The sequence below is a fragment of the Pseudomonas sp. 2024-210 genome (genome assembly GCF_045062345.1).
Taxonomy (GTDB): domain Bacteria; phylum Pseudomonadota; class Gammaproteobacteria; order Pseudomonadales; family Pseudomonadaceae; genus Aquipseudomonas.
The window spans coordinates 502,471-525,981 of sequence record NZ_JBJGEJ010000001.1; the positions used below are offsets into that span (position 1 = coordinate 502,471).

Sequence of the window (23,511 nt, forward strand, 5' to 3'; positions counted from 1 at the left end):
ATAAAGATGGACCTTTTTGTATTGTTGAACTCAACACCTCGAATCCTGAGAGTCGTTACAAGTGCTGACCTTCAAGATGATTTAGAGGCTGAGTTCCAACGCCAAATCTCGAATTTTCGCGAGGGAAAAGCCGACGTTGCTTTCGATGCCAGATACCGGCCTGACGACGATGAACTGCTGCTGATAGAAGACTTCGATGACATTGACGGCCTAATTTCTGCCGTTCGCGCACCACAAGAATTCAATACTTGGGAACCGTCGGAGGAAGGTCTGGGGGCTATAAAGGGGCTTTTTGGCGGTTTTACTGAGAATGGTACTACCACTGTGATGATCCAGGCATTTGATAGGCGCCAGGCGATCACGACTAAAAAGTTCGCGCTTTTTTACGACTCTGATACGTTTCGCCGCTTGGGTGGCATTGGGATTACTCTAGATAGCAAACCTACCGCAATACTTTCCCAAAGTATTGCGGAAAACGCTCTCACCGAACTACGCTTTGTAAGTCTTCATAATACTCGTCGCCTTTTTGAAATGGACGCTTACTACCATGAAAGTACAAAAGAAGAAGTGGAAAACTTTTTCAACCAAGAAAAATTTCATGGATTCGACCCAGACTGGCTAAGCACAAATATTGATAACTGGATCAGAAAAAAAATCACTTTTATTAATCAAGAGGGGATTCTTGACTCATGCACACCTATTGACCTCCGAGAAGCAGCCTCAGAGTTCGGCATAGACATAGGAGTTCATGAAGAAGCCGAGCAGTTAAAGTTAATTTTCCCTGACGACAAGAAAAAACTTAAGGAACTGCTGCGCTTTTTGGATGAAGACATATACCAATCTCCGATATCAGGAAATCGCTTCCAAACAAACTCTAAAAGAAAAATTCCTACCCAGGCATGAACAATGGAAAGACCCGCAGGAATTCATCGGGTCTACCTTGACGGAATATGAGATAGGCATTAGAGCAAGCCCTCGACGAGAACCCGGTATTCATTCGCCAGGGCATTGCTGAGCTGGCCGTCGCTGGGAGTCTTGGAAATGCTTTGCATGCGCCGAGCATGAGATAAGTTGACTCTCGCCATGCCCGCACGGAATATTAATACGTTGCTGTGGCTCACTGATCGTCTGCCTACAGGAGCGAGCTGTATTTTAAATGGCATCAAAAATGTAATGAAAATAACAACATGGAGCACGACATGGAAAGGTTGGAAAAAGTTGTTTATGCACCTAGCATCCGCTCAGGGAAGTATGATCTCTTAGCAATTTCAGAAATTGAGGATAATAGGCGTCCTTTTATCACTCCGATAATCAGCGCGCGTGGCGACAACCTGAAAATGATTCACGCTTTCGCAGAGAGCTGGCAAAAAAGTCATTTCTGGTTCGACTCTTCTCGATTTGCGCAAGACAGCCAGACGGAGTTAGCGGCAACGCTAAATGACGCTAGTAACAATTTTTCAAAAAAGCTATCTACATTTATTCAGTTAAAAAATATAAATGACAAGATGCTTCCTGTCGTCGGCTTTCGGTCTGGCGACAATCAACGGAGTGTAGTCCAGTTTGCTTTGAAACTTTATTCAGAATTCCCAATTGTCGGAATACGCATAGAGGGGACGGGAGTTGTTTTAGATAAAAACATAGCTATCGCCAGAGCGGTACTGAACTCAATAAGTGACGCTGATTTAACTAAAACCGTTCTGATTGTCGATGCATGGAGTATTAGTCAAATGCCCTCTCTACAAGAGGGTAGCAGCATACAAAAAATGCTTGAGTTGACTAACGACTACAGCATTGTGAAGGTCATAACCCTGAGCACGTCTTGGCCAGATGACCGTCCGGATAGAGGCGCAAACGCGGTAATTCCATGCATCGATCCATTTTGGCAGGCGATCGTTAAAAAGCAGCTGGAAGCTAAAGGTCTTAGCCATATCTATGGCGACTACGCCGCAACCAATCCGACGAAAGACCTGCTGGATGATTATGACCCCGCCAAAATGGCAGCACCGATCCCGTTTGCTGGCTACTATAACGTCTTAAGCTGGCATCAAGAGCGACGGGGGGCAGGCGGAGAAAATGAGAAATATCGTGAAATTGCAGAGGTCTTCCGCCGTCTCCCCAACTATCACGGAGACGAATTCTGTTGGGGAACTAAAGCAATCGCAGCAATCGGAAGCGGAAAGCGAGCAAAAAGCGGAAATATGGCTTTTTGGAACAAAATTCGAATCAACCAGCATGCTTGCGCCATGTTGAAAGATGTTTCAGATGGTCTACTTCAGAAACTAGCGAATCCTCATGAGCCGGAGTATGAGGACTTTGACGATTTAATTTAGATCGCCTTTACGCATCTTAAGCTGACGTAGAACAAACTCCCTCAGCACTTCGTGAGGCACCGTGTGAGAGACTAACTTCCGTATTTCAGACTTAGTCTCTCTACTTCTAAATTTAATATCATGCTCAACACACAGCTCTTCAAGCTCATTTCGCCACAGAAGACCACTCAGATCAAAAGGATTGGTTTTTTGGTTTAGCTGCGCATGGCGCAGAACCGCGAGCCCGCCCAAATCATCGGCAATTAGTATTCCGACCCCCTTCGGAGTAACTGATAGCGCTTTTTCTAAATGACGGCCATGGGTGCAAAGCCATATTTCGTCAAAAACGTTGGAGTAAGCCTGGCATTGGTCTGGCCACCTTTTTAAGCTGTCTGCACCAGATTTGATCTCAAAGGCTACTAGGCGACCATTCGCAAGAGCGAGGTCGGCGCGAAAGCTCAAATCGACTGTCTTTCCCTCGTGTCGATTTACAAATCCAAGCTCGTCGATTAGCACATCGTGGGCTCCGGTAGAGAGATGAGCGCAAACCCAGCCTCTTAAATTAACCCTAATGTCTATCGGAGAAAGCATGGTCGTTCCTTTACGTTGTTGAAGCGCGCGGAGTATAGGAAATCATGGGGATTGTAGCTAGCGCCGCATATCGAATGCCCGCAGAAGAACCATCTAAGCCCACGAAGCTCCATGGGGTGCCGTTGTCATGCGCCGTCCATTCACAGACGAGCGCCTATGGTTACCCAGCTCCTAGTTAACATCCCTTTAAGCCCGCCCTCCCCATCGCGGATTTCTTTGCCTGCGATTCACATAACAACCTGGGCCAGCGGTGGCTTCTCAGCGAGATTCTGGACAGGCTCTGGACGGCTGGAGAGGCCACAGTTTATCCAACTCGGCCCATGGGCCGAAGTCAGCAAAGGCTGGGGGCAGATCGGGCGTGCGTCCGGGTAGCTACCTCGTCCAGGAACAGTGGCTAGCCGAGACAGTTACTTGCGGGACAAGTGGCACTCGGTCGAACCGGGCAAACGCGACCGCTATCCTTGACCAGCCTTGACGAAATTTTTGACAGGTCTTGACGGATTTATAAGGAATCACCATCAGTTGAAACACTGAAAGCCACGCGCTATAAGGCTTCGCGGGTATTCGCTCAGTTTGTTCAGCGCCAGCCTTGTCAAAAATTCTAGAAGTGCCCGTCAAGGTAACTGCCCGATCAATATCAAGGCCCGTTGCCGGGATGGGGTGGTGATATACCGGGCCATACAAATCCTTAGCGCGCCAGGCAATACTAGACAGGCACTAGACGGATTTTCGTCGACCAATGACATGCAAATCGCTCGTAACCCAAGCGCTGTAAGGCTGCCAGCGTGAAAAGCAGTGCTACGGCATCTGATGCTCGTCAAGAATTTACAAGGGCTTCAATCGGCCTGATAGCAGGTCGGAACAGGCTCGCACGCTGATAACATTGACGGGGTATCGCCAGCACTCCCAATGCCGGCCCGAGGATTTAGCCGTATCCGTAATTGACTGTGATTATCTGCCGACCGACAAAGTGCTGTTTCCGCCTGAGCTAGCGCTGCTGATTGTCAGGAAGACCAGCGCAATGGCGGCGGCATTTGAGGAGCAAGCGCTCGACCAGCTCACCAAGGACGCCCGGCGTGCCCTTTCACGAGGTACGGAGCCGCCACGAGTCATCAGGGAAATGCGTCTGTAGGGGGTATTCCCCCAGCGGGGCAGATAATCTGGGTTTGGCTCATGCCGCTAATCGGCGCCAGCAGTTTGGTGAACCTGCCATACCAAAATGGGAACCCAGGCATCCACCAGCACCATGTAAAGACAGCCTTGATTTGGTTGCGAAATTAACCCCATGAATGACCCGCAATGGCCCGAACGATCATTTGTGAAAACAAACCCCATGAATGACCACTACCCTGATGCGGGGTGGTGCTGGCGCGAGAGAATGCCATGGTGTTGGAAGCACCTCATGCAAGTGGCAGAACCTCGCAAAATTGAGCAACCTCTCGAGGCTTGGAGTGTCGATCACACCCAATCACCGGGAAAAACCTTATACCGGTCGTCGGAGTAAAATCAGGGTATCTTTGGGCCTTCTCGAAATGGGCCAAAAACACTCCAGCAGAAAGCAGCGTGTATCCCCCGATGTATCCCTATAAAAACAATAAACAATTAAAACCAATAAAATCAGATAGTTATAGATCCAGTTCAAATGACTGTGTACCACCAAATACCGGTTTCACCCCATCGCAAGATGAAATGAAACCAACGAGAAAGCCCGCCTAGTGCGGGCTTTTTTGTGTCTGGTACATTCATACCGACTCACTACCTCCTCACGCCTCCCCTCTCTAAAGCCCTCACGCATTCTGAAAGGCCAGATCACATCGCTACGGCAAACCTTTCGCCAGTCTCTCCTCATGAATAGATCTCGATAACGACTTCTTTAAGCGAGCGACAAAACTCTACCCCCTCCGCTTCAAACCTTGCACACGCTGATCCAATACTTAAACACTCACGTTTCAGCCCTCTGTTCAGAGAGTGTTTTCCCAGCGCATTAAAAGAATTGGATTACAGACACAAATAAACAAGTCGTCCACAGTTCCGGCCCAAGATCGCCACGCCTCACGATGCCCTCACCCCAGGATTCAAACAAGCGTGGCACGTTGTTCATTCCGGCGCTCAGGGAGTTGCGATGGGTTGGCTCAAGCAAGTATTGGGGCGGAAGGCGCCCGAGCTTTGCGCGAAGATCGCAAGCCAACCAGGCGAACCTAAACTGCCGTTAGGACTGACCTTGGGCAGTCACGTAAGCCTCAATGCTGCTTTGAAAAGTCTGCTGGAAGGCGAATCAGACATCATCGTGCCGAGCGATGACAAGATCATGGCCATAGGCACCCTCGAAGCAGGGTCAGGTTACCGACTTATTCGCTGCTACCTCGACAATGAGCACTTCTATATCCAATTCCTGATGAGTGGGCCGCGAGAAGATGACATCGCCGCCCTCATCCTCTTCGGTTATCACGAGGTCAGAACGCTTTGCAGCCCAACCGAGCTTCTGCATTTGACAGGGCCCGGGGCAAAAATAGGCATGCCCTTCTATGAGTTGGAACGCACAGAATATGTCCGCCAATGGGGGACTGAGGATGGGCAAGCCGAAATGACCGCGCTGACTGAGCGGGTCATCAATACAGAAGGTTCATATACCGTTCACCACCGTTGCGCGCTTTACGCTCGAAACCTGAGGCTGGCCAACCGACGCGAATTCCTGCTCTTGTCGATGGAAACCGATGAGCTCACAAACCGGTTACTTACGACGGCGGTCGGCGTGACACTTCAATTATCTGACCTCTCCATTGTCTGAAAAGGAAACATCAATGTTTGACGCTCTCAGGCAGTCGCTTAATGCCACTGCGGTGTCCAGTTTTGCCCTCTATATCCTGGTTGCAGCAATAGTTTTTGCACTGTTCCAGTTCATTTACACCCGAATGACGCCTCACCGGGAGTTCGAGCTTATTCGTGCGAATAATCCGGCTGCCGCCATTGCGCTCGGGGGCGCTCTGATCGGTTTCGCGTTGCCCGCAGGCAATATCATTTCTCATAGCGTCAGCATCCTGGACTTTATTGTCTGGGTAACTATCGCCGCGGGGATTCAACTACTGGCATTTATTGCAACCAGCCTCGTGGTTAAAAACCTGTCCTCAAGAATTGTGAATGGCGAGCAGGCAGCGGCGATCTACACGGCCGCAATCGCGATCAGCGTCGGCTTTTTGAATGCTGCGTGCATGACTCCTTCAGCCTGAATAAGGAACAACCCCATGAGACCTCGAAGTTCACTCAAGCTCGTGCTGGGCGGAACTCTGCCGCTGGCGCTCACGGCGTGTAGCCAATCGGATGACTATGTGACGCCCCTTCCAACGGTCATGCCCATTACAAGTGCAAGCCACTCTATCAACCTTCTGGTTAAGCAAAACTTCAGCACTCTGCGCGAATGCGCCGAGTCACCCATACCCATGAATATCTGCTCAATTGCCTACAATAAAGCAATATCGGACAAGGCCATCAACGCTCTATCTCCCAGCACTCCAAATGCGAGCAATGCCGAGGCTATACAACAGGGCTGCCCCCCTTCCAACAAGCAAGAGCAACCTTCGCAGATGAGGGGGTTCCAGCTGACCGTTTCGGGAACTTTGCCTTGGTCGGAACACTACAAAATCCGTGAGCCACTCTTGAAGTTAGGGGCGATCAGGAACGAACGCACTATCAGCCTGGAAAACGACTTGATTTTAAAAGCCCTGCTTTCCAAGGGAAGTAGCACCCGCTACTTCAGCGAGCCGATTTATGAAGCGTGCAACGATCGCACGGCTTCTGTCGGCCCAACGGTATTGCGCAGCTTTGCCAGCGCCAAGAACACGACACAATCAAGCACCCGCTCTACGAGCACCAGTTCTTCAATCTCGCGAGGGGGATTTGGCGGGCAGGCACACGCGCGCGACGGCTGGAGCGGCAGAAGCTCAAGCGGATTCAGTTTCGGCGGCTAAGGGGCATACTGTGAAAAAAGTCAGCATCAAGGAGCGCGCCAACTGGCAACAGAAGGTGGAGAGCGGCGGATTTTTTTTCCACACCGTTGAGGGCGCGCGCTATTGGGATGAGCGAGGTTATTACCAGTTTACTGAGGCACAAATCACTCAAGACATTGAAAGGCCGACTCAAGAGCTTCATGAGATGAGCATGGACTTGGTCGCCCGGGTGGTCGATAGCGAAGCGTTGCTCTCGCGGCTGGCGATACCACCTCAGTTCCATGATCTGGTGTGGCGTTCATGGAAGGATCGACATCCTTATCTCTACAGTCGTTTCGATTTTATCTACGATGGGAAGGGCCCTGCCAAACTCATTGAAAGCAACGCAGATACGCCGACTTCATTGCTGGAAGCGGCCTCGGTTCAATTGCTATGGCTTGAAGATTTACTCCAGCAAGAGCAATTGCCTGTTAATGCCACGCAGTACAACACGCTCGCCCATGATTTAACGCGTGTTTTCGCATCGCTAAATAAGGACACACCGTTTTATTTCTCGTCAATCTCAGCCTCGCTCGAAGACCGCGGCACAACTGACTTTTTACGCAAGATGGCTGGCAATGCCGGTATAGACGCCAGGCATATCGACCTTGAGCACATAGGTCTCACGCAGGCCGGGCGCTTTGTGGATCTCGATGGAAACTGGATCCAGCGCTTGTTCAAACTGCACCCCTGGGAGCATATTTTCCATGAGCCTTATGGTTCGTCCATCCCGGATGCCGACACCAGATTCATAGAGCCTGCATGGAAAGCCATTCTGAGCAACAAAGGCATGCTGCCATTGTTGTGGGAATTCAACAAAGGGCACCCAAACCTGCTGCCTACTTTTTTCGATTCAACGCCAGACAAACCTTTGCCAAAGGGCTGGGTTCGAAAGCCATTTTTCTCTCGTGAAGGCGCAAATATAGAGCTTCGAACCACGAACGGAGAGCGCGTCTTTCAAGAAGGTCCTTATACCGAAGGCCCCTTTATTCTGCAGAAGTTTGAGCCTCTGCCCAAATTCGGCGACAGCTTTACGTTGATAGGTTCCTGGGTCATTGGAGATGTGCCGTCAGGCATTGGTATTCGCGAGGACGACACATTAATCACAAAGAATACAAGTCGGTTTGTACCCCATATAGTGCTCGACTGATTACAGTCTCATATCTCCTGAAAGGGCAATAATTACACCCTGTCTTCCATTCTCTGCACCACCTCACGCAAACGCTGCAACAACGCATTTAACTGTGCGATGGAGGCCGAACTCAAAGGTTCCTGCAATAAAGCCAGTTCGCATTCATTGCAGGCCGCCGCCAGACTAACCGCGCGCACTGAGGCCAATGCACCATTCATACGGTGTACATGATTGATCAACGTGGTGGTATTGCCCGCAATAAGGGCTTGCCCTGCGTGTTCTAAGTCTTCCTGCAGGGTGGAGATGAACAGTCTATGCATGGCAGGCGACAAGTTGATCCAGCCGTCCAGGTCATCCGCAGGAACCGCCACCGTCACTGGCTGCGGGGCCTCCTGCACAGAGGCCGAGCCGTAAACCGATAACGTATGACGCAATGTCATCAGGCTCAAAGGTTTAACCAGCCATGCGCTCATCCCTGCAGCCAGGCATTGCTCGCCCTCTTCACGCATGGCGTTGGCGGTCACACCAATTATCGCAATGGCCGGGTCGAACTGGCGGATGTGCCGGGCTAATTGGTAGCCATCGAGTTTGGGCATATTGACGTCAGTGATAATCAGGTCAAACGCCCCCTCCTGCCAGCGCAGCACGGCTTGCTCACCGTCTTCGGCCAACGTCACCTCTACGCCCAGCGCTTGGAGTTGTTCTTTGAGGATTTCCCGGTTAATAGGATTGTCCTCCACTACCAGCACCTTCAGCGCCAGATGAGAAGCAGGTTCTACCGTTCGCACGGCCATAGGGGGAGCACTGCCATGCGCGACGGCCATCAAGGCGTTAGCAATGCCGCGAATGTCAAAACCGTTGACCTCCCAACCCGTGGCCGTTCGTTGTGCCTGGCCCGGCCCCGATTCGGTGGCAATGACGCGCTCGCCCGCCCATTGCACGGGCTGCAAGGGGTCAGGTGCGACCTCCAGCAAAATAGCCTTGCTATCGCCCGTGTCGTCTGGCGCATACAGATGCGCACGTGCGCCCCACCCCGTTAACCAGTCAATCAGGCTCAGGGCAAGGTCTTTAAGCGGCGCACGCACAGACACACTGACGCCCTGAAGATCAATATCGGTCCTATGCGTCAGCGAACCCGCCACAATCGGCAAACGTATTTGCAAGGAGAAGCTACTGCCCAGCCCCGGCTCGCTGACCACGCGCAAGTTGGCCCCCATCATTTCACTCAGGCGCGCGCAAATGGATAAACCCAGACCCGCACCGCCTGTACGCTCGCTGCCACCTACCTGTGAAAAGGGTTTGAACAACTTCGCCAGCTGTTGCTCGCTGATACCGACACCGGTATCCGACACTTGCCACTGCAAAGACACCTGCCCCTGCTCCAACTCAGTGACTTTGAGGCGCAACACAACGCGTCCTGAATCGGTGAACTTGATCGCATTGCTTAGCAAATTGTTAATAATCTGCCGGATGCGCACCGCATCCCCCCGCACCAGAGCCGGCAGGGTGGCATCGGCACAGGCGAAAATACTCAGGCCTTTGTTGGTGGCCGACGCGGCATAGCTGCGTACAGCGTCTTCAAAAAGGTCGAGCGGGCAGAAGTCTTTGGTTTCGACCGCCATTTGTCCGGACTCGATCTTGGACACATCCAGCACATCGCTGATCAACTGAAACAACACCGAAGAGGAGCGTTGAATGGTGGACAGGTACTCACGTTGCCGTTGATCAAGCGCGGTGAGTTCCAGTAATTCGATATTGCCCAACACCCCATAGAGCGGCGTGCGGATCTCGTGGCTCATGGTGGCCAGAAACAGGGTCTTGGCCTTGCTCGCCTCATCGGCCGAGCGCCTCGCCTGTTCCATCAGGTTGGCGTCATCCACGTGCCGGGTAATGTCGTTGAAGCCGCACAGCACCACGTCTTTGCCCTTGTAACGGGTGAACGCGAAGCAGGCCTGCAAGTAGCGCCCCGCCACTTCCAGCTGAACTTCCCCTAACTCATGCTCACCATAATCACGCTTCAACAACGCAATCAGCTCAGCAGTGCCCTGCCATTGCTGCGCACGCTGGTTTTCCAGCAGCACCACACCGGTGCTTCGCTGTACGACACATAACCCGACCGGGGCACTGTCCAGCATGACGCGGTTGAACTCTTCACTCTCGGCCAGCGACTGGCTGGAGCGTTGAGCAGGCTCGATAATCCGCTCGCGATACCAGCGGTTAACGCGCCAGCCAATCAACGCAAACAGCAAAAGCAGACCCACTGCGGCCAACAATGGCCATTTCGCATAGCCAAAGAAGTTTTGATAGCTGATGGAATACAGGCCAGTCCACCGATCCGGACCTGCCGAGGTCAGTTTGAAACGCAACCCGTCGCGGGCAAAACTCAATCCTGGCGCCAGCTCTTCCACGTCCTTGACGTCACCGAGCAACACATCTCCGGTCGGCGAGATCAGGGTGAGGTGACTGTTGCTGGTCCTCATCAGCAACCGCTCAAGATCGCCAATGTCACTGACATCCAGCAATGCCGTCAGAACAACCCCACCTTGATCATCTTTGGACGGTAAAAAGTTGCGGGCCAAGTCGATGCCGATCGCCCCGACGATGTATTTACGTTTTTCCACAAGACCGGGCGGTGCTCTCATCCACAGCAATTGCTTATTCGCCAGCGCGGGCTGGCGCGGAATCAGGTCGTCATAGAGACGCTTGGTGACCTCGAAAAAGTTGGTTCTGCGCAACAGCGCAAATTGCCGGGTGCCATCAATGCCGGGCACGGCGATGGTGAACTGGTCCGAGGGTGAAAAAACAAAGACCTGGGGTGCCCAATAGTAAGAGTCAGACCAGTAGGCGGCGAACAGATCGGTCAATTGAACACCGAACGAGTAAACGCCCTGCATGTCCGCCGCACTGAATTGATCGCGTTGGCTCACGGTAAACGGCATCGACTTGGCGGTGTCGCGGTTCTGGAACAAGCGCTCATCGCCCTGACGCATCAACTCAACGTGGGAGTGCGGTTTGCTGTCCATCAACAGGTTACCGCTGTCCTGACCGTAGCTCTCGGCAGCGCTGCGCAAAAAAGTTTCGTGCTCATGAATGCTTTCCATCAAGCGCGCGAAATGAAAGTCGATCTTTTCGCCCTCCTCCTTCAACACCCGGTTAATTGCCCAATAACTCATGCTCACCAGCAACAGAGCCAGCCCGGTCAGCAACATCAACAGTTTGTTAAGTCTCAAAGAGCTCAGTGCCAGTGCACCAAGACGTACTTTTGCTTGCTTCATGAGAGAGAGCCTATCAGGGGCATTGCAGCCCAAAAAAGTTAAGCGTCCTAAAACAGGAATCGTCTTATGGGGGTTGCACCCGACACATTGCATCCTATGCAACACCTGCTGCGGCCAGCCGTGAACAGGGGGGACTGTTAAAAATGGATATGACACATAACTTTTGTAGAGGGTATCTCTCATGTTTCAAACAATCGGCAAATACACTGCTCTGTGCGGTTCAACCCTGCTGATCGCAATGGCTGCAACGACTGCACAAGCAGCTGACGGCCAGGTTGAGTTCACGGGCGTCATTAACGATAACGCCTGCACCATTAACAGTGAAAGCGTGAAGAAATCGGTTGATATGGGCCAGGTCCGTATCGCTGACTTCGCAAACACTGTTGGCGCCACTGCCGGTGACACTCCGTTCTCGATTTCGCTGGAAAACTGCAGCGGTTCGACGCTGAAGAACGCTTCGATCAAATTCAGCGGCCAACAAGCTGCAACAGATGCCACCGTACTGGGCATGGTCGGTGCTAACCAAGTCAAAGGCCTGGGTATCCAGATCGCCGACGCACGCACCGGTGACAAACTGCCTTTGAACACCGCCAGCACCGACTACGTGCTGCGCCCTCAATCCAACACCTTCGACTTCACAGCGTCCTACGTACGTCTGGTTGCTGACACCCCAGGTGCTGATGGTGCTCCTGATACCCGCGGTATCGGTACCGGTACCGTCAACGCGCTGGCTACCTTCGACGTTACCTACAAGTAACGCGTGTTTTTTAACGCAAGAGCTCGTGGCTTTACACGGGCTCTGGCGTTGAACAGAGGACATTTAAATGCGTTTAAAAGTTGCAGCCTTTTTGGCTTTAGCAGCAGGCTTTTGGCTGCCGCAAGTTCAGGCGGGCGTCAATGTGGGCGCTACCCGGGTCATTTACCAAAGCAAGGAAAAGGAAGCCAACCTTTCACTTTCCAACTCTGGTGAAGACGGCGTGCCGTACCTGGTGCAGTCATGGGTCAGCCCTTACGACAACCGTGACGACAGTGCGGATGAATTTATCATCACCCCGCCCCTGTTCCGTCTGGACGCTAAAGGCCAGAACATCCTGCGCATCATCGCGACCAATGCGCAAAACCTGCCTACCGATAAAGAAAGCTTGTTTTTGCTGAACGTCAAAGCGATCCCGGCCAAGAGCGCCGAGCAAAGCAATCAGAACGTTTTGCAGATTGCACTCAAAACCACCATCAAACTGTTTTACCGCCCTGCAGGCCTGCAAGGTTCTCTTGAAGAGGCGGTGAAAAATCTGCAATGGCGCGCTGAAGGCGGAAAATTGACCGTACAAAACCCATCGGGTTTTAACGTGGTTGTCAGTGATTTTCTGATTAACAACACCGCCAGCAAAGGCATGCCCGAGGTGATCAAGCCCGGCAGTACGGTGACCACGGCGATACCGCTGAAAAACAGCGACACGCTGGCGCTCACCTACATCAACGAATACGGCAGCACCGTCAAGGCAGCACCCATCACCCTTCATTGATCCCTGAATGACTAGTCGAATGGAAGGACCTTCTCATGCTGCGAGAGCGCATGTGCGCCTTCGCGCGCCGAGTAAAAAGCTGGAGCAGTGTTAGCTTGAGTGCTGTCGGTCTTACTGCAACCGCCGTAAATGCCGATTACAGCTTCGACTCCTCATTCCTGGAAATTGGCGGCGGCAACGCATCAGCCGAAGTGGCCGAACAAGTTAAAGCCATGAGCCAAGGCCAACTGCCCGGGATCTACCGCATCGATCTGTCAGTGGATGACCGCCTGATCGAACAGCGAGACATGAACTTCATTCGTGAAACAGCCAGCCAGGTATCAACCCCGAATGGCCTGTTCCCCTGCTTCAGCCTTCAGGCCCTGTCGGAGCTGGGTATTGACCCCGCGCGTTTGAAAGACGCCGACATCAGTAGCGATAACTGCGTTTACTTCAACCGCGAACTGACCGGCGTCACCTACGACTATGACTTCAATAAGCAGCAGTTAAATCTGCAAGTGCCGCAGGCATTCATTGGCGATGTGCCCTTCGAGACCCGTCGTAAAAACTGGAATGACGGCGAGCAGGTAGCGTTTGCCAATTACAGTTTTTCCGGGAGCAACTACAACAACCAGACCGGTAGCCGGCAGTCCCAATTCGGCAGCGTCCACAGTGGGATTAACAGTGGTGCCTGGCGCTTTCGCAATTTCTCGACATGGCAAAAAAGCACCAACGTCGACGGTAGCTGGAAGTCGGTGGACACCTATGTCCAGCGTGATCTGGGCAACATGATGGCCATTGCCACGCTCGGTGAGAGTTCTACCGACAGCGATCTGTTTGACACGATCTCCTACCGCGGTGCGAGCGTGGCGTCTGATCTGGATATGCTGCCCGATGATGCCCGTAATTTTGCGCCGGTTATCCGCGGTGTGGCCAACGGCCGCTCATTGGTCACGTTGCGCCAGCGCGGCTACGTCATCAGCGAACAGTGGGTGCCCTCTGGGCCCTTTGCACTTAAAGGGCTGTACTCGACCTCCAGCAACGGTGATATCGAAGTCACCGTCGAGGGCCCCAATGGCGAACGCCAGGTGTATATCCAGTCGTTCTCGTCGGTGCCGTACATGCTGCGCGAAGGCCAGCAAAGCTACAGCGTGACAGCTGGCCAGTTTCGCCCCGCCGACGGGACGTTACATTCGGAGAAACCGAGCTTTTTCCAAGGCACTTACCGCCGCGGTTTAACTGAGGGCACCACCCTGTTCGGCGGCAGCATCGTGAGTCAGCAGTACAAATCAGCGCTCATAGGCTTCGCTCATGACTTTGCTGGTTTCGGTGCCATCTCGCTGGACGTGACCCACGCCATCAGCGATGACATCGGTACGGATTCCAAAACGCTGTCGGGCCAGTCGTATCGCTTTCGCTATTCCAAGTCCATCGACCTCACAGACACCAGTTTCAGCCTGGTGGGCTACCGCTACTCCACCAGCGGTTACTACAGCTTTAATGAAGCCATCGATGCGCGCGCCAATAACACGCTGACGCCCTATGTCGATGAAACCTTGATCAACAGCGGGGCTTTTTCGCCTTATTTAGGTGGCCATATGAAAAGCAGCTTTACCGCTAACGTTTCGCAACAGCTGGGGACTTATGGCGGGATGTACGCCAACCTGACCAAAACCGATTATTGGAACCGCGCCCAAAGCAATACCTCCATTCAAGTGGGCTACAGCTTCAGTGTCGGCCGGGCTTCGTACAACGTAGGTCTGGCACAAAACAGCGGTACCGGCGATGACGTTCGCAGCCTGTCGGTGAGTGTCAGTATTCCGTTCGGCAATCCCGGCAGTACCAGCCGTGTGGGTCTGAGTACAAACCAGGACTCAGCCGGCAATGCCAGCCGTAACGCTACCTTCAGCGGCTCTCAATTCCAGGATGACTCGCTGTCTTACAACGTGGGGATCAATCAACAGATCTCTGACGACGATCGCGTGCTCGGCAGCTCGATTGCTGCCCGTTACAACGCGGCGAATGCCATTTGGCACGGCTCTTACAACAGGGATCAAAACACTCGTCAGTCGGACTATGGCGTGGAAGGCGCAGTCGTGGCCACTCGCGACACGGTGATGTTTACCCAGCCATTAGGCGAAACCAACATTATTGTCGCCACACCGGGTGCTGCAAACGTCGGCGTACTGACCAAAAGCGGGATCAAAACCAACAGCAGCGGCTACACGGTTATTCCATCCGCCCAGCCTTATCGTAAAAACAAGGTGTCACTGAATACCGACTCGTTATCGGACAACACCGACATCGCGAATCTGGTTCAGGAAGTCACGCCTAATCGCGGTGCGTTTGTGCTGGCTAATTTTGAAACCCATAACGGCCGTCGCCTGTTGATTAGCGTGAGTTCCAGCGATGGCAAGCCAGCCCCTTTTGCCGCCGAATCTCAGCTGTTTGACCTAAATGGCAGCTTGCTGAGCACGGCCATGGTGGCCGACAAAGGCCGGGTATTTATGACAGGTGTGCCAGACAAAGCGCGACTGTTAATCAACGTCAACGGTCAGCCGTGGTGCTCCAAGGCTTTGGATCTGAGTACCTATGACCTTTCAGAAACGGGCATCGGACAACTGCACATCCGTTGCGATGCCAAGCTGGTAACGCCAGCAGCCCCCCAAGGTAGCTCCGATGAATAACCCGATAGTCCAACCTCTTCGCCCACGCTGGGTAAAAGGGTTTTTGTTCCTGCTGACGATGCTCCTCATGTTTGCCAGCCAGCATGCGTTTGCCTTGATTGAAAACAACCTTAGCTGCACGGCAACGGGCACCACGGGCCTTATTGAGTTGGGCGATCTGACACCCGGACAAACGTATACCGCCAACATGACGGCCAATTGCCGAGTCACTCGCTGGTATCCCTATGGTTCGTCGCTGCAGCACACCCAGTTCTATAACGTGGGTAAAGGCAGCAAGATTCAGGTGTTTCATACCAACTCGGGCTTGATGGTTCCTGAACAGTCTATCGGCACCGCCAGCACCGTTTGCATGCCGTCAAGCTGTGTTCAGTTGTTCGTGGGCAACACCTTTTCTTACAACGTACTGCTGTATGGAACAGCCTCAACCACACCGGGCAATTACATGGTCAGCGTATCGCTGACGGACACCTCTATTCGGGGTTATGAGGCCTATGGCGACTACCTCCAGACCGTTATTCTCAGTTACCGGGTTGTCCAACCCGCCTGCGCCCTGGGTTCGGCTAAAACCATGAACCTGTCTTTCGGCACGCTCAACAGCAACGATTTTGCCACTACCCAGCAAGTGGCAAATGTCACGATGAACTGCACCAGAGGCACTCAAGTCACGGCCTCTCTGGTGCCAACCCAAGCGGCAATCAGTGGTAGCACGGGTGTTTCAGCGACCACGCTGGCCGGGCTGTCGATGGCCGCCACCTGGGCCGACACCGGCACAGCAGTCACCTTCAACAGCCCGCGTACGTTAACGCTGTCAACAGGCGCCAACACAATAGGTGTGGGCTTTCGGCCGCGATTGAATACCAGCGTATCGCCGACCGGCAACTTCACCAGTCAATACACCCTCAACATTACCTACCCCTGATCAGGCAAAGGCGTTCGACCATGAAATTATGCGTATCGCTGGCCGCAGCACTTATTGCCGGTATGGCCAGCACCTCAGCCATCGCCGCCACCGACACCGTGACCGTGAATGTCAGCGGCACACTCACACGGCCACCTTGCACATTGACCAGCAGCAAAACACTCACCGTTAACTTCGGCACGATGCGCTATGACCAAATTGCGGCGGCATCGATGATCGACATCCCCGTCACGCTGAACTGTCCGGCCAATTCGGCGCTGAGTATCAGCGTCATGGCCTCCAATGTCTTTCAGGGCTCAACCACTCAGGCTTATGCAGGGAAGGACAACTTGGCTTACTTGATGTACTGGAGCGACGATAACTCAGCCGTCAACGTCAGAGGCGCAAAACGCAATCTGACCAACCAGAGTGGCACTGTCGATTTGAGTATGAAGGCCAAACTGACTGCGCTGGGCGCAGTCTCCGAGGGGACATTCAGTGCTTCCTCAGTCATCAGCATTGAGTACTTGTGACCGCTTTCACTTGCCGATCCTGCTTTGCCCTCTGCCATAGGAACAGAACATGAATAAACAACTGATAGCGCTCTCATTGCTGGGCCTGCTTGCATCCGGTACCACGCTCGCGGCCAGCGACAGCAGCACACTCACCGTCAAAGGCACCCTGATTCGACCGCCCTGCACATTGACCAGCAATAAAGTGCTGACCGCGGACTTTGGCAGCCTTCGCTATGACCAGGTAGACACGGCTGCGCAGATCGATGTTCCGGTGACCCTGACCTGCCCAGCCAACTCGGTGCTCAATATCAGCGTCACAGCATCCTCTGCGCTGTCGGACACGGTGGCCTCTGCCGGCAGAGCAAACCTGGGGTATTCCCTGTTGTGGAAAAGTGACAGCTCGCTGATCAACATTAAGGGAACAAAGCGAAACCTGACCAACCTCAATGGAGCCGTTGACCTGAGTATGAAGGCAAAACTGGTGGCCCAAGGCGCATTGTCCGAAGGCGATTTCTCGGCCTCCGCCGTCATTAATATCGACTACTTGTGATATGAACATGATCGCCCGAATGAGCCTGTGGCTTTCACTGTTGGCTGCACTATTCCTGAGCTTTAGCTCCACAGGCTGCGCAGCAGACGCTCCTTCACTGGATATCAAGGGCACGCTGATAAAGCCGCCCTGCACGGCCAGTTTCCCGGCCTCACAGAGTGTGGAAATCCCCAAGGTGAACCTTAATTCTCTACGGTCTGACATGACCGAATGGACCGATGTGGCCCTTGATTTTCAGTGCATCAAAGGCAGCCAGGTGTTCCTGAAGTTCAGCGCGGGCAACGGCGCCTATGACAGCAGTACCTTGCGCACGACCCTCGACACGCTGGGCTTGAAAACACGCCTTACTGACATGACCAGCGTCGCCAAATTGCTGGACGTAAAATTCGGCGAGGCGTTGAGCTTCCCTGTTGAAGACACGCTGTTCAAACTTAAGCTGTCAGTCAGGCCAGTGAAGACGGCTGATGAACTGCCCGCTATCGGCAGTTACAGTTCAACGTTATTGATGGAAATCATTTACCTGTAAGTCAGGCAAATAAATTGGCCTTGATGCACAGAATCAACAGTGCCTGATCACTGTCGACGTCGAGTTTGCGCATCCCTGAAATTTTCAGGGTACTGATGGTTTTAACACTGCGGTTCAGTGACAGCGCAATATCACTCACGCTTCTGCCTGAAGCGAACAGGCGCAACACTTCAAACTCCTTGACCGTTAGCTGGCTCAACCGTTGGGTGAAGCCATGTGCGTCTGCACTCGGCATCTCATCCAGTGTGTGCTGCTGGTAATGCCCTTCACGGTACAAGGCATCCAGCGCCACCAGTATTTGTTCCAACCCGGCACTTTTTGAAATGACTGCACTGATTCCCAAATCGTACAACCAGGCCAGCACTTGGGGATTGGAGAGCGCCGTCAGAATCAACACCCGTGGCTCAGGAAAATGACGCCGCAGGTATTCCACCAGGCGCGTTCCGTCGCCGTACTGCTCGTCACCCGGCATGTTGTAGTCAGTGATGATGACGTCGGGACGCAGCTGCGCCACCTTACTGATGAGCTCGGAAGAGTTCAGCGCTTCGCCCACGACGTTAAATCGCGGGTCGCGCTCAATGATTTCGCGTACGCCCATCAACACAATCGGATGATCGTCGGCCAACAAAACATTCATTTGCACCATGGCGTACCTGACTCCAGCCCTGAAAACAGTGTGCGTGTTATGCCTCGTCAGCGACCACAGCCCCGGCGTCTTTCAGGACTCGAAAGGGTCAGCCTTGATGCAGTAAGTGAGTAAGGCATGGTCGGTCAGCACTTCCAGCTTGCGCATGGCCGACACTTTTTGCGTACTGACTGTTTTGACACTGCGATCCAATTGGCGGGCAATGTCCCCAATGCTACTGCCCGCCACAAACAGGCGCAGCACCTCAACTTCACGAGGTGAAAGCGTAGAGAAGCGCTCATCTATCACGGTGAGGTTGGTGATAACAGAGCTGGCCTGCTCGGCGGGCGCCAGATAAGGCCGATCATTGGCCAACGCCTTTAGGGCCTTACCGATTTCCTGGTGGATATGACTTTTAGCTATTACCCCCGCCACCCCCAGTTCCAACAGGCGTGAAATGATCAAATGGTTACTCACCATGGTCAGCACCAAAATTTTCACACCGGGAAACTGCGCAGTGATGTGTTCAATCAGTGGCAGGCCGTCGCCATAAGTATCGTCACCCGGCATGTTGAAATCGGTAATCACCAGATCAGGCTGATGCAACTGCATCTGCCCGATCAACTGCGATGAGCACACCGCCTCGCCCACCAGGACGAAGCACTCGTTGCGCTGAATGACTTCTCGAAGCCCCACCAAGACCACCGGATGATCATCGGCAATCACTACCTTTAATTCGCGCATTGCCTGGCTCCAGCAAGAAGGGCAAACGTGACCTTCTGTAAGCTCGCGCGTAGTCGCGCTTAAAGGAGGCCATGCCAATCAGTAATACTCGGGGCTATCCCCATGATGGCTTAGAGCTATCTTCGAGTAAAAGAGTTTCAAAATCTGAGCTGGAAACCGCGCCGCAAATCAAAAAGCCTTGGGCTTGGTCACACTCAATCCCGCGCAGGAACGCCAGCTCCTCCTGTGTTTCAACCCCTTCAGCGACGACCGTCAGCCCCAGTTTGCGGCTTAGTTCAACCAAGCTGCGCAGGGCCGAGGCCAGATTTTCATTCTCGACGCAGCCGTGCACCAGCGAACGATCAATCTTGAGTTCGCTAAAAGGAGTCGACACCAGGTTGAAATAAGAACTGAAGCCTTTGCCGAAGTCATCTTGCGCCAGCCCAAAGCCCATCATGCGCAAGCGACACGCCCCCGCGAAGTAATTACTCAGTTCCTCGGTGGTAGAGCTTTCCATCAGCTCAAACACAATGCTGCGCGGCTCCGCACCATCGGCGGTGACGTAGTCACGCAAACGGTCTGCCAAATCATGGTTATCCAACAAATGCGTGGGCAGATTGATCGACACGGGAATGTCCCACCCTTGCAGGCGCCACTTTCGCTGAGCTTGCAACGTCTGCTCCAGCATCAGCCACAGCAGCCGCTCTTCAAGGCCCATGCTGATCAAGGTGGGCAGAAAGTCTTTGGGCAACAACACACCGACCTCAGGATGGGTCCAGCGAACCAAGGCTTCAGCACTGAGAATGGTGCCGTTGCGCAACGACTTCTTGGGCTGGAACCACGCCTGAATCTGACCGTTTTTCATCGCCTGTTCGATGCTTTGCGGGTCAATCCGTATGGTCAGCGCCGGGTGCTGCATTTCGCCGCTGTTGCGAAATATCGCCATGCGCTCTTTCAAGCGCATAACGGCACTGGCTTCAACCGGCTTGGAGATCAAACCCACGACTGAAATACCGAGGTTTTTTGCCGCCAGCCCCGCACTGATCAACATGCGCCGTGACGAGGCGCTCATCAACGCCAATGCAGGCGGTTTTTTCAAGGCTGAAATTTTCTGAATCAACTGCACACCATCCATGACGGGCATCAGCAAGTCGCTCAGAATCAAGTCATAGTCATGACGCGACAGGCATTCCAACGCTCCGTCGCCATCCCATACGGTGTCAACCTTAAAGCCTCCTACCCCGTTGAAGACATTCAGCAAATATTCATGTTGAAAAGGATGATCCTCAACGACCAGTACACGATAGGGCTTCACTGGACCCTCCTTTAGAAGTGCTGAAGACAGTTGTACAAGGTGTGCAGCGTAAAAGGCTTGATCAGACACTGGTCCATGCCCGCACTCAGGCAGCGCTCTTCTTCGTCGCGCATTGCACTGGCGGTGGCACCAATGATCGGCTGTGTGACGTTCAAGGCTCGCAACTGGGCAGCCAACTCATAACCATTCATTTTCGGCATGTTGACGTCGGTGAGCACCAGATCGAACGGCTCCTCTTGCCAGCGCCTAAGGGCTTCCTGACCATTGCTGACCAGTGCCACCGTGCAGCCCAACTCTTCGAGCTGGTCACGCAAAATCAGTTGATTGATGACATTGTCTTCCGCCACCAGCACCCGCAGCTTGAGCTGGAACTCACGCTTTTCTGTGACCGTATCCAGCGGTGAATCGACACGGGTGCCCTGCGCCTTGCGCAACGCCCGATGCACGTCTTGCAGGCTGTTAAGGTCGGCTTGCCAACACGCCGACTGAGGATCAAGCGGTGTGGACAGGTCACTGGCTGCGACAACGGCAGGCCCCTGCCACTCAGGCTCCAGCCGTTGCCGGGCCGCACCGGGGTGCAACTCCAGCAACACGGCGCCATGGCCTCTATCACCCGCCTTGGGGGCGCCCAGTTGGGCACGCACGCCCCAGCGTCGCAGCCAGTCGCAATAACACTGCGCCAACTCGCGTAAAGGCGACACCACATACACCGCCGAGGGTGCCAACTCACAAAAGCGACTCAGGCGCTGTGGGTCTCGCACCTGCACCAAAGGCAGGTGCAGGGTGAAGCTGCTACCCAGCCCGGGCTCACTGACCAGGCGCATGGTTCCGTTCATCAAGTGCATCAGCCGCTTGCAAATGGACAGGCCCAGCCCCGTGCCCGCGACTACATTTTTCGCGGATTCCACTTGATAGAAAGGCTCGAACAGATGGACCTGATCTTCATCCGCGATCCCCTTACCGGTGTCTGAGACCTGCCAGTGCAACATGACGCACTCATCATCACGGCTGTCCATTTTCAGGCGCAGGACAATTTTGCCGTTGTCGGTAAATTTCACCGCGTTGTTGATCAGGTTGTTGAGAATCTGACGAATACGCGTGACATCGCCCAGCAACCACTCCGGCACGGATGCATCAATCAGCGCAAACAGCTGCAAGCCTTTGGCGTGTGCCGCGGCGCAATAGCCCTGAATCACTTCTTCGATGAGCTCCATTGGGCTGAAGGTATTGAGTTCCAGCTGCAACTGACCCGCTTCAATACGCGACACATCCAGCACATCGCAAATCAATTGCAGCAGGTTGCCGGAGGAACGCTCGATGGCTTTCAAGTAGTTATTCTGCTGCTCGTTCAGTTCAGTCCGCGCCAGCAGTTCAAGCGTACCCAGTACGCCATACAGCGGTGTTCTGATTTCATGGCTCATGGTCGCCAGAAAGAGGGTTTTGGCTTCATTGGCGCGATCAGCCAGTTGCCGGGCGCGCTCCAACGTGACTTCAATTTGTTTGCGCTCGCTGATGTCGCTAAAGGCACAAATCAATACGTCTTCACGTTTGTAGCGGGTGGGGGCGAAAGCAAGGTAGAGAAGGCGGCCATCCTCCATTTCAACTTCATCGCTCTTAGTGGCGTCGAGTTCCTCAAAAGCACGACGAATCCAGCCATGGCATAAGCTGCCGCGCTCTCCACTGCTGCCTAACCATTGCTGCGACAGCGAGTTTTCCAGCACCACCGTGCCGTCGCTACGGCGAATCACGCACAGCGCCACCGGCGCTACGTGCAACACCGCGCGGCTAAAGGCTTCGCTTTCAATCAGCGCCTGTATGCGATGTTCACCCGGGGTAATCAGGCGCCGTTCAATGCGCATGATCAACCAGCGCAGCCCGATGCACACCACCAGCAACAGCGTGATGCAGCCCCCCAGCGGCCAGGCCAAAACAGGCAGCAGGCTGTCAATATCAACGGCGTAGACAATCTGCCAGCCGGAAAACCCCAGCTGTTTTCTGATCGCCAACCGATCAGGTAACCAGCCGCCGCCGATAAACCCGAAGGCTTGTTGCGGATTAAAGGCGTGCAACGAGCTGACCAGCGAGGATTGCACCGCGTTGCTGAAGAGGGTGCGACCTTGATCGTCCAGCAACAAGAAATCACCGGCACTCTCACTGCTCAGCGCCTCAACCAGATCCGGCACTTCAACCTCAATGCCCAGCCAGCCAGAATCCAGCTGGCGCTTATCCAGACGTTTGAACAGATAGAACGGGGAGTCCAGCACCTGATCATCCGTCAGCCACAGCTCATCAACGGGGTTGTGTGAAGGCCTGCCCAGATCCGCCAGGCGCTGTAGCACGACTGCTGGAAGTTGCGGCAATTGCATTGAGGCATCGAAGAGACGGACCACCTTTGGCGCGGCGCTCTGCGGCACGTACAGCAAATTGATTTTGTGGCGGCGAAAATAATCCATCATGCGACCGGTCAACCAGAGGCTCCAGTGGCCCTCATTGCTGCCCAGGCTGATGTTCATCTCCTCTTCAGGGTTCACACTGGTAACGGCTTGCGCCCCGCGGGGATTGGGTACGCTGGCCAGTACCAGACTGGTCAGCAACGTCTGGCGACTGACGAAAAAGTCCTGCGCGTTAAACACCGCTTCGTTCATGTAGCTACGGCGAAGGGACACTTCTTCATTGAGGACCGCGCGCAAATAAACGAACGAACCCGCCAAGACCGCGACAATCAGGCCAATGGCAAATAAGTGGAGGATTTTTCGAGCCGCTTTTGGGGTGGATTTCATTGCACAAGCTTGAGGCCTGGGCGATGAAAATTTAATAAGACAATTCCTGAAACAACATTCGCACCTGGAACAGGAGCAGGCATTGCGCCCGACTCCCGTC

20 protein-coding genes are annotated in these 23,511 nt (G+C 53.7%); 14 read left to right on the forward strand and 6 right to left on the reverse strand.

The annotated features are described in order from the left end of the window. Positions 1-6: 6 nt before the first annotated feature. Together ACI7MX_RS02400 and ACI7MX_RS02405 are read left to right on the forward strand one after the other, a co-directional pair. Positions 7-903, forward strand: a complete 897-nt coding sequence (locus ACI7MX_RS02400) for a hypothetical protein (RefSeq protein WP_405588518.1) — start codon at positions 7-9, stop codon at positions 901-903. A gap of 296 nt (positions 904-1,199) precedes the next feature. Next, complete coding sequence (locus tag ACI7MX_RS02405; RefSeq protein WP_405588515.1) at positions 1,200-2,330, forward strand: beta family protein; 1,131 nt, start codon at positions 1,200-1,202, stop codon at positions 2,328-2,330. Here the strand turns inward: ACI7MX_RS02405 and ACI7MX_RS02410 are convergent. Continuing rightward, the gene (locus ACI7MX_RS02410; RefSeq protein ID WP_405588512.1) at positions 2,322-2,900 is read right to left on the reverse strand and encodes a sce7726 family protein; all 579 of its coding nucleotides are present in this window, start codon (positions 2,898-2,900) and stop codon (positions 2,322-2,324) included. The two genes, ACI7MX_RS02405 and ACI7MX_RS02410, sit on opposite strands and share 9 nt — an antisense overlap. Positions 2,901-3,783: 883 nt before the next feature. Here ACI7MX_RS02410 and ACI7MX_RS02415 point away from each other — a divergent pair. From ACI7MX_RS02415 to ACI7MX_RS02435, 5 genes are all read left to right on the forward strand, one after another. Then, on the forward strand, positions 3,784-4,032 hold the full coding sequence (locus ACI7MX_RS02415; RefSeq protein ID WP_405588509.1) for a hypothetical protein: 249 nt from the start codon (positions 3,784-3,786) through the stop codon (positions 4,030-4,032). Between the two features lie 990 nt (positions 4,033-5,022). After that, entirely contained in the window at positions 5,023-5,688 is a 666-nt protein-coding gene (locus ACI7MX_RS02420; protein ID WP_405588506.1) for a DUF2491 family protein, read from the forward strand. 13 nt (positions 5,689-5,701) lie between these two features. Continuing rightward, entirely contained in the window at positions 5,702-6,127 is a 426-nt protein-coding gene (locus tag ACI7MX_RS02425) for a DUF350 domain-containing protein (RefSeq protein ID WP_405588503.1), read from the forward strand. 15 nt (positions 6,128-6,142) lie between these two features. Further along, entirely contained in the window at positions 6,143-6,865 is a 723-nt protein-coding gene (locus ACI7MX_RS02430; RefSeq protein ID WP_405588500.1) for a hypothetical protein, read from the forward strand. Positions 6,866-6,875: 10 nt separating this feature from the next. Next, positions 6,876-8,033 carry a glutathionylspermidine synthase family protein gene (locus tag ACI7MX_RS02435; protein ID WP_405588497.1) on the forward strand — a complete coding sequence of 386 codons (1,158 nt, stop codon included), beginning with the start codon at positions 6,876-6,878 and terminating at the stop codon, positions 8,031-8,033. A 32-nt stretch (positions 8,034-8,065) separates the two neighbouring features. Here the strand turns inward: ACI7MX_RS02435 and ACI7MX_RS02440 are convergent, their stop codons facing one another. After that, positions 8,066-11,290, reverse strand: coding sequence for a response regulator (locus ACI7MX_RS02440; RefSeq protein WP_405588494.1), 3,225 nt, complete (start codon positions 11,288-11,290; stop codon positions 8,066-8,068). 181 nt (positions 11,291-11,471) lie between these two features. Here ACI7MX_RS02440 and ACI7MX_RS02445 point away from each other — a divergent pair, with 181 nt between their 5' ends. The 7 genes from ACI7MX_RS02445 to ACI7MX_RS02475 all read left to right on the forward strand — a co-directional run bounded on the left by ACI7MX_RS02445 (position 11,472) and on the right by ACI7MX_RS02475 (position 17,968). After that, the gene (locus ACI7MX_RS02445) at positions 11,472-12,047 is read left to right on the forward strand and encodes a fimbrial protein (RefSeq protein WP_314486435.1); all 576 of its coding nucleotides are present in this window, start codon (positions 11,472-11,474) and stop codon (positions 12,045-12,047) included. A gap of 67 nt (positions 12,048-12,114) precedes the next feature. Further along, the gene (locus ACI7MX_RS02450; protein WP_122786338.1) at positions 12,115-12,813 is read left to right on the forward strand and encodes a molecular chaperone; all 699 of its coding nucleotides are present in this window, start codon (positions 12,115-12,117) and stop codon (positions 12,811-12,813) included. A 35-nt stretch (positions 12,814-12,848) separates the two neighbouring features. After that, positions 12,849-15,479 carry a fimbria/pilus outer membrane usher protein gene (locus ACI7MX_RS02455; protein WP_405588491.1) on the forward strand — a complete coding sequence of 877 codons (2,631 nt, stop codon included), beginning with the start codon at positions 12,849-12,851 and terminating at the stop codon, positions 15,477-15,479. Beyond that, positions 15,472-16,398, forward strand: a complete 927-nt coding sequence (locus ACI7MX_RS02460) for a fimbrial protein (protein WP_405588488.1) — start codon at positions 15,472-15,474, stop codon at positions 16,396-16,398. The genes ACI7MX_RS02455 and ACI7MX_RS02460 overlap by 8 nt, the downstream gene beginning before the upstream one ends. 20 nt (positions 16,399-16,418) lie before the next feature. Further along, on the forward strand, positions 16,419-16,910 hold the full coding sequence (locus ACI7MX_RS02465; protein ID WP_405588485.1) for a fimbrial protein: 492 nt from the start codon (positions 16,419-16,421) through the stop codon (positions 16,908-16,910). 49 nt (positions 16,911-16,959) lie between these two features. After that, positions 16,960-17,442 carry a fimbrial protein gene (locus tag ACI7MX_RS02470; protein ID WP_146385491.1) on the forward strand — a complete coding sequence of 161 codons (483 nt, stop codon included), beginning with the start codon at positions 16,960-16,962 and terminating at the stop codon, positions 17,440-17,442. 19 nt (positions 17,443-17,461) lie between these two features. Then, positions 17,462-17,968 (forward strand): fimbrial protein, encoded by a 507-nt coding sequence (locus ACI7MX_RS02475; RefSeq protein ID WP_405588481.1) that lies wholly within the window; start codon positions 17,462-17,464, stop codon positions 17,966-17,968. 1 nt (position 17,969) lies between these two features. Here the strand turns inward: ACI7MX_RS02475 and ACI7MX_RS02480 are convergent, their stop codons facing one another. The 4 genes from ACI7MX_RS02480 to ACI7MX_RS02495 all read right to left on the reverse strand — a co-directional run bounded on the left by ACI7MX_RS02480 (position 17,970) and on the right by ACI7MX_RS02495 (position 23,411). Then, entirely contained in the window at positions 17,970-18,614 is a 645-nt protein-coding gene (locus tag ACI7MX_RS02480; RefSeq protein ID WP_405588478.1) for a response regulator, read from the reverse strand. Between the two features lie 72 nt (positions 18,615-18,686). Then, complete coding sequence (locus ACI7MX_RS02485) at positions 18,687-19,337, reverse strand: response regulator (RefSeq protein WP_314486450.1); 651 nt, start codon at positions 19,335-19,337, stop codon at positions 18,687-18,689. Between the two features lie 94 nt (positions 19,338-19,431). Then, entirely contained in the window at positions 19,432-20,631 is a 1,200-nt protein-coding gene (locus ACI7MX_RS02490) for an EAL domain-containing protein (protein WP_405588475.1), read from the reverse strand. A gap of 11 nt (positions 20,632-20,642) precedes the next feature. Beyond that, a complete protein-coding gene (locus ACI7MX_RS02495; protein ID WP_405588472.1) occupies positions 20,643-23,411 on the reverse strand; it encodes an ATP-binding protein in 2,769 nt (922 codons plus the stop codon). Between the last annotated feature and the right edge of the window lie 100 nt (positions 23,412-23,511).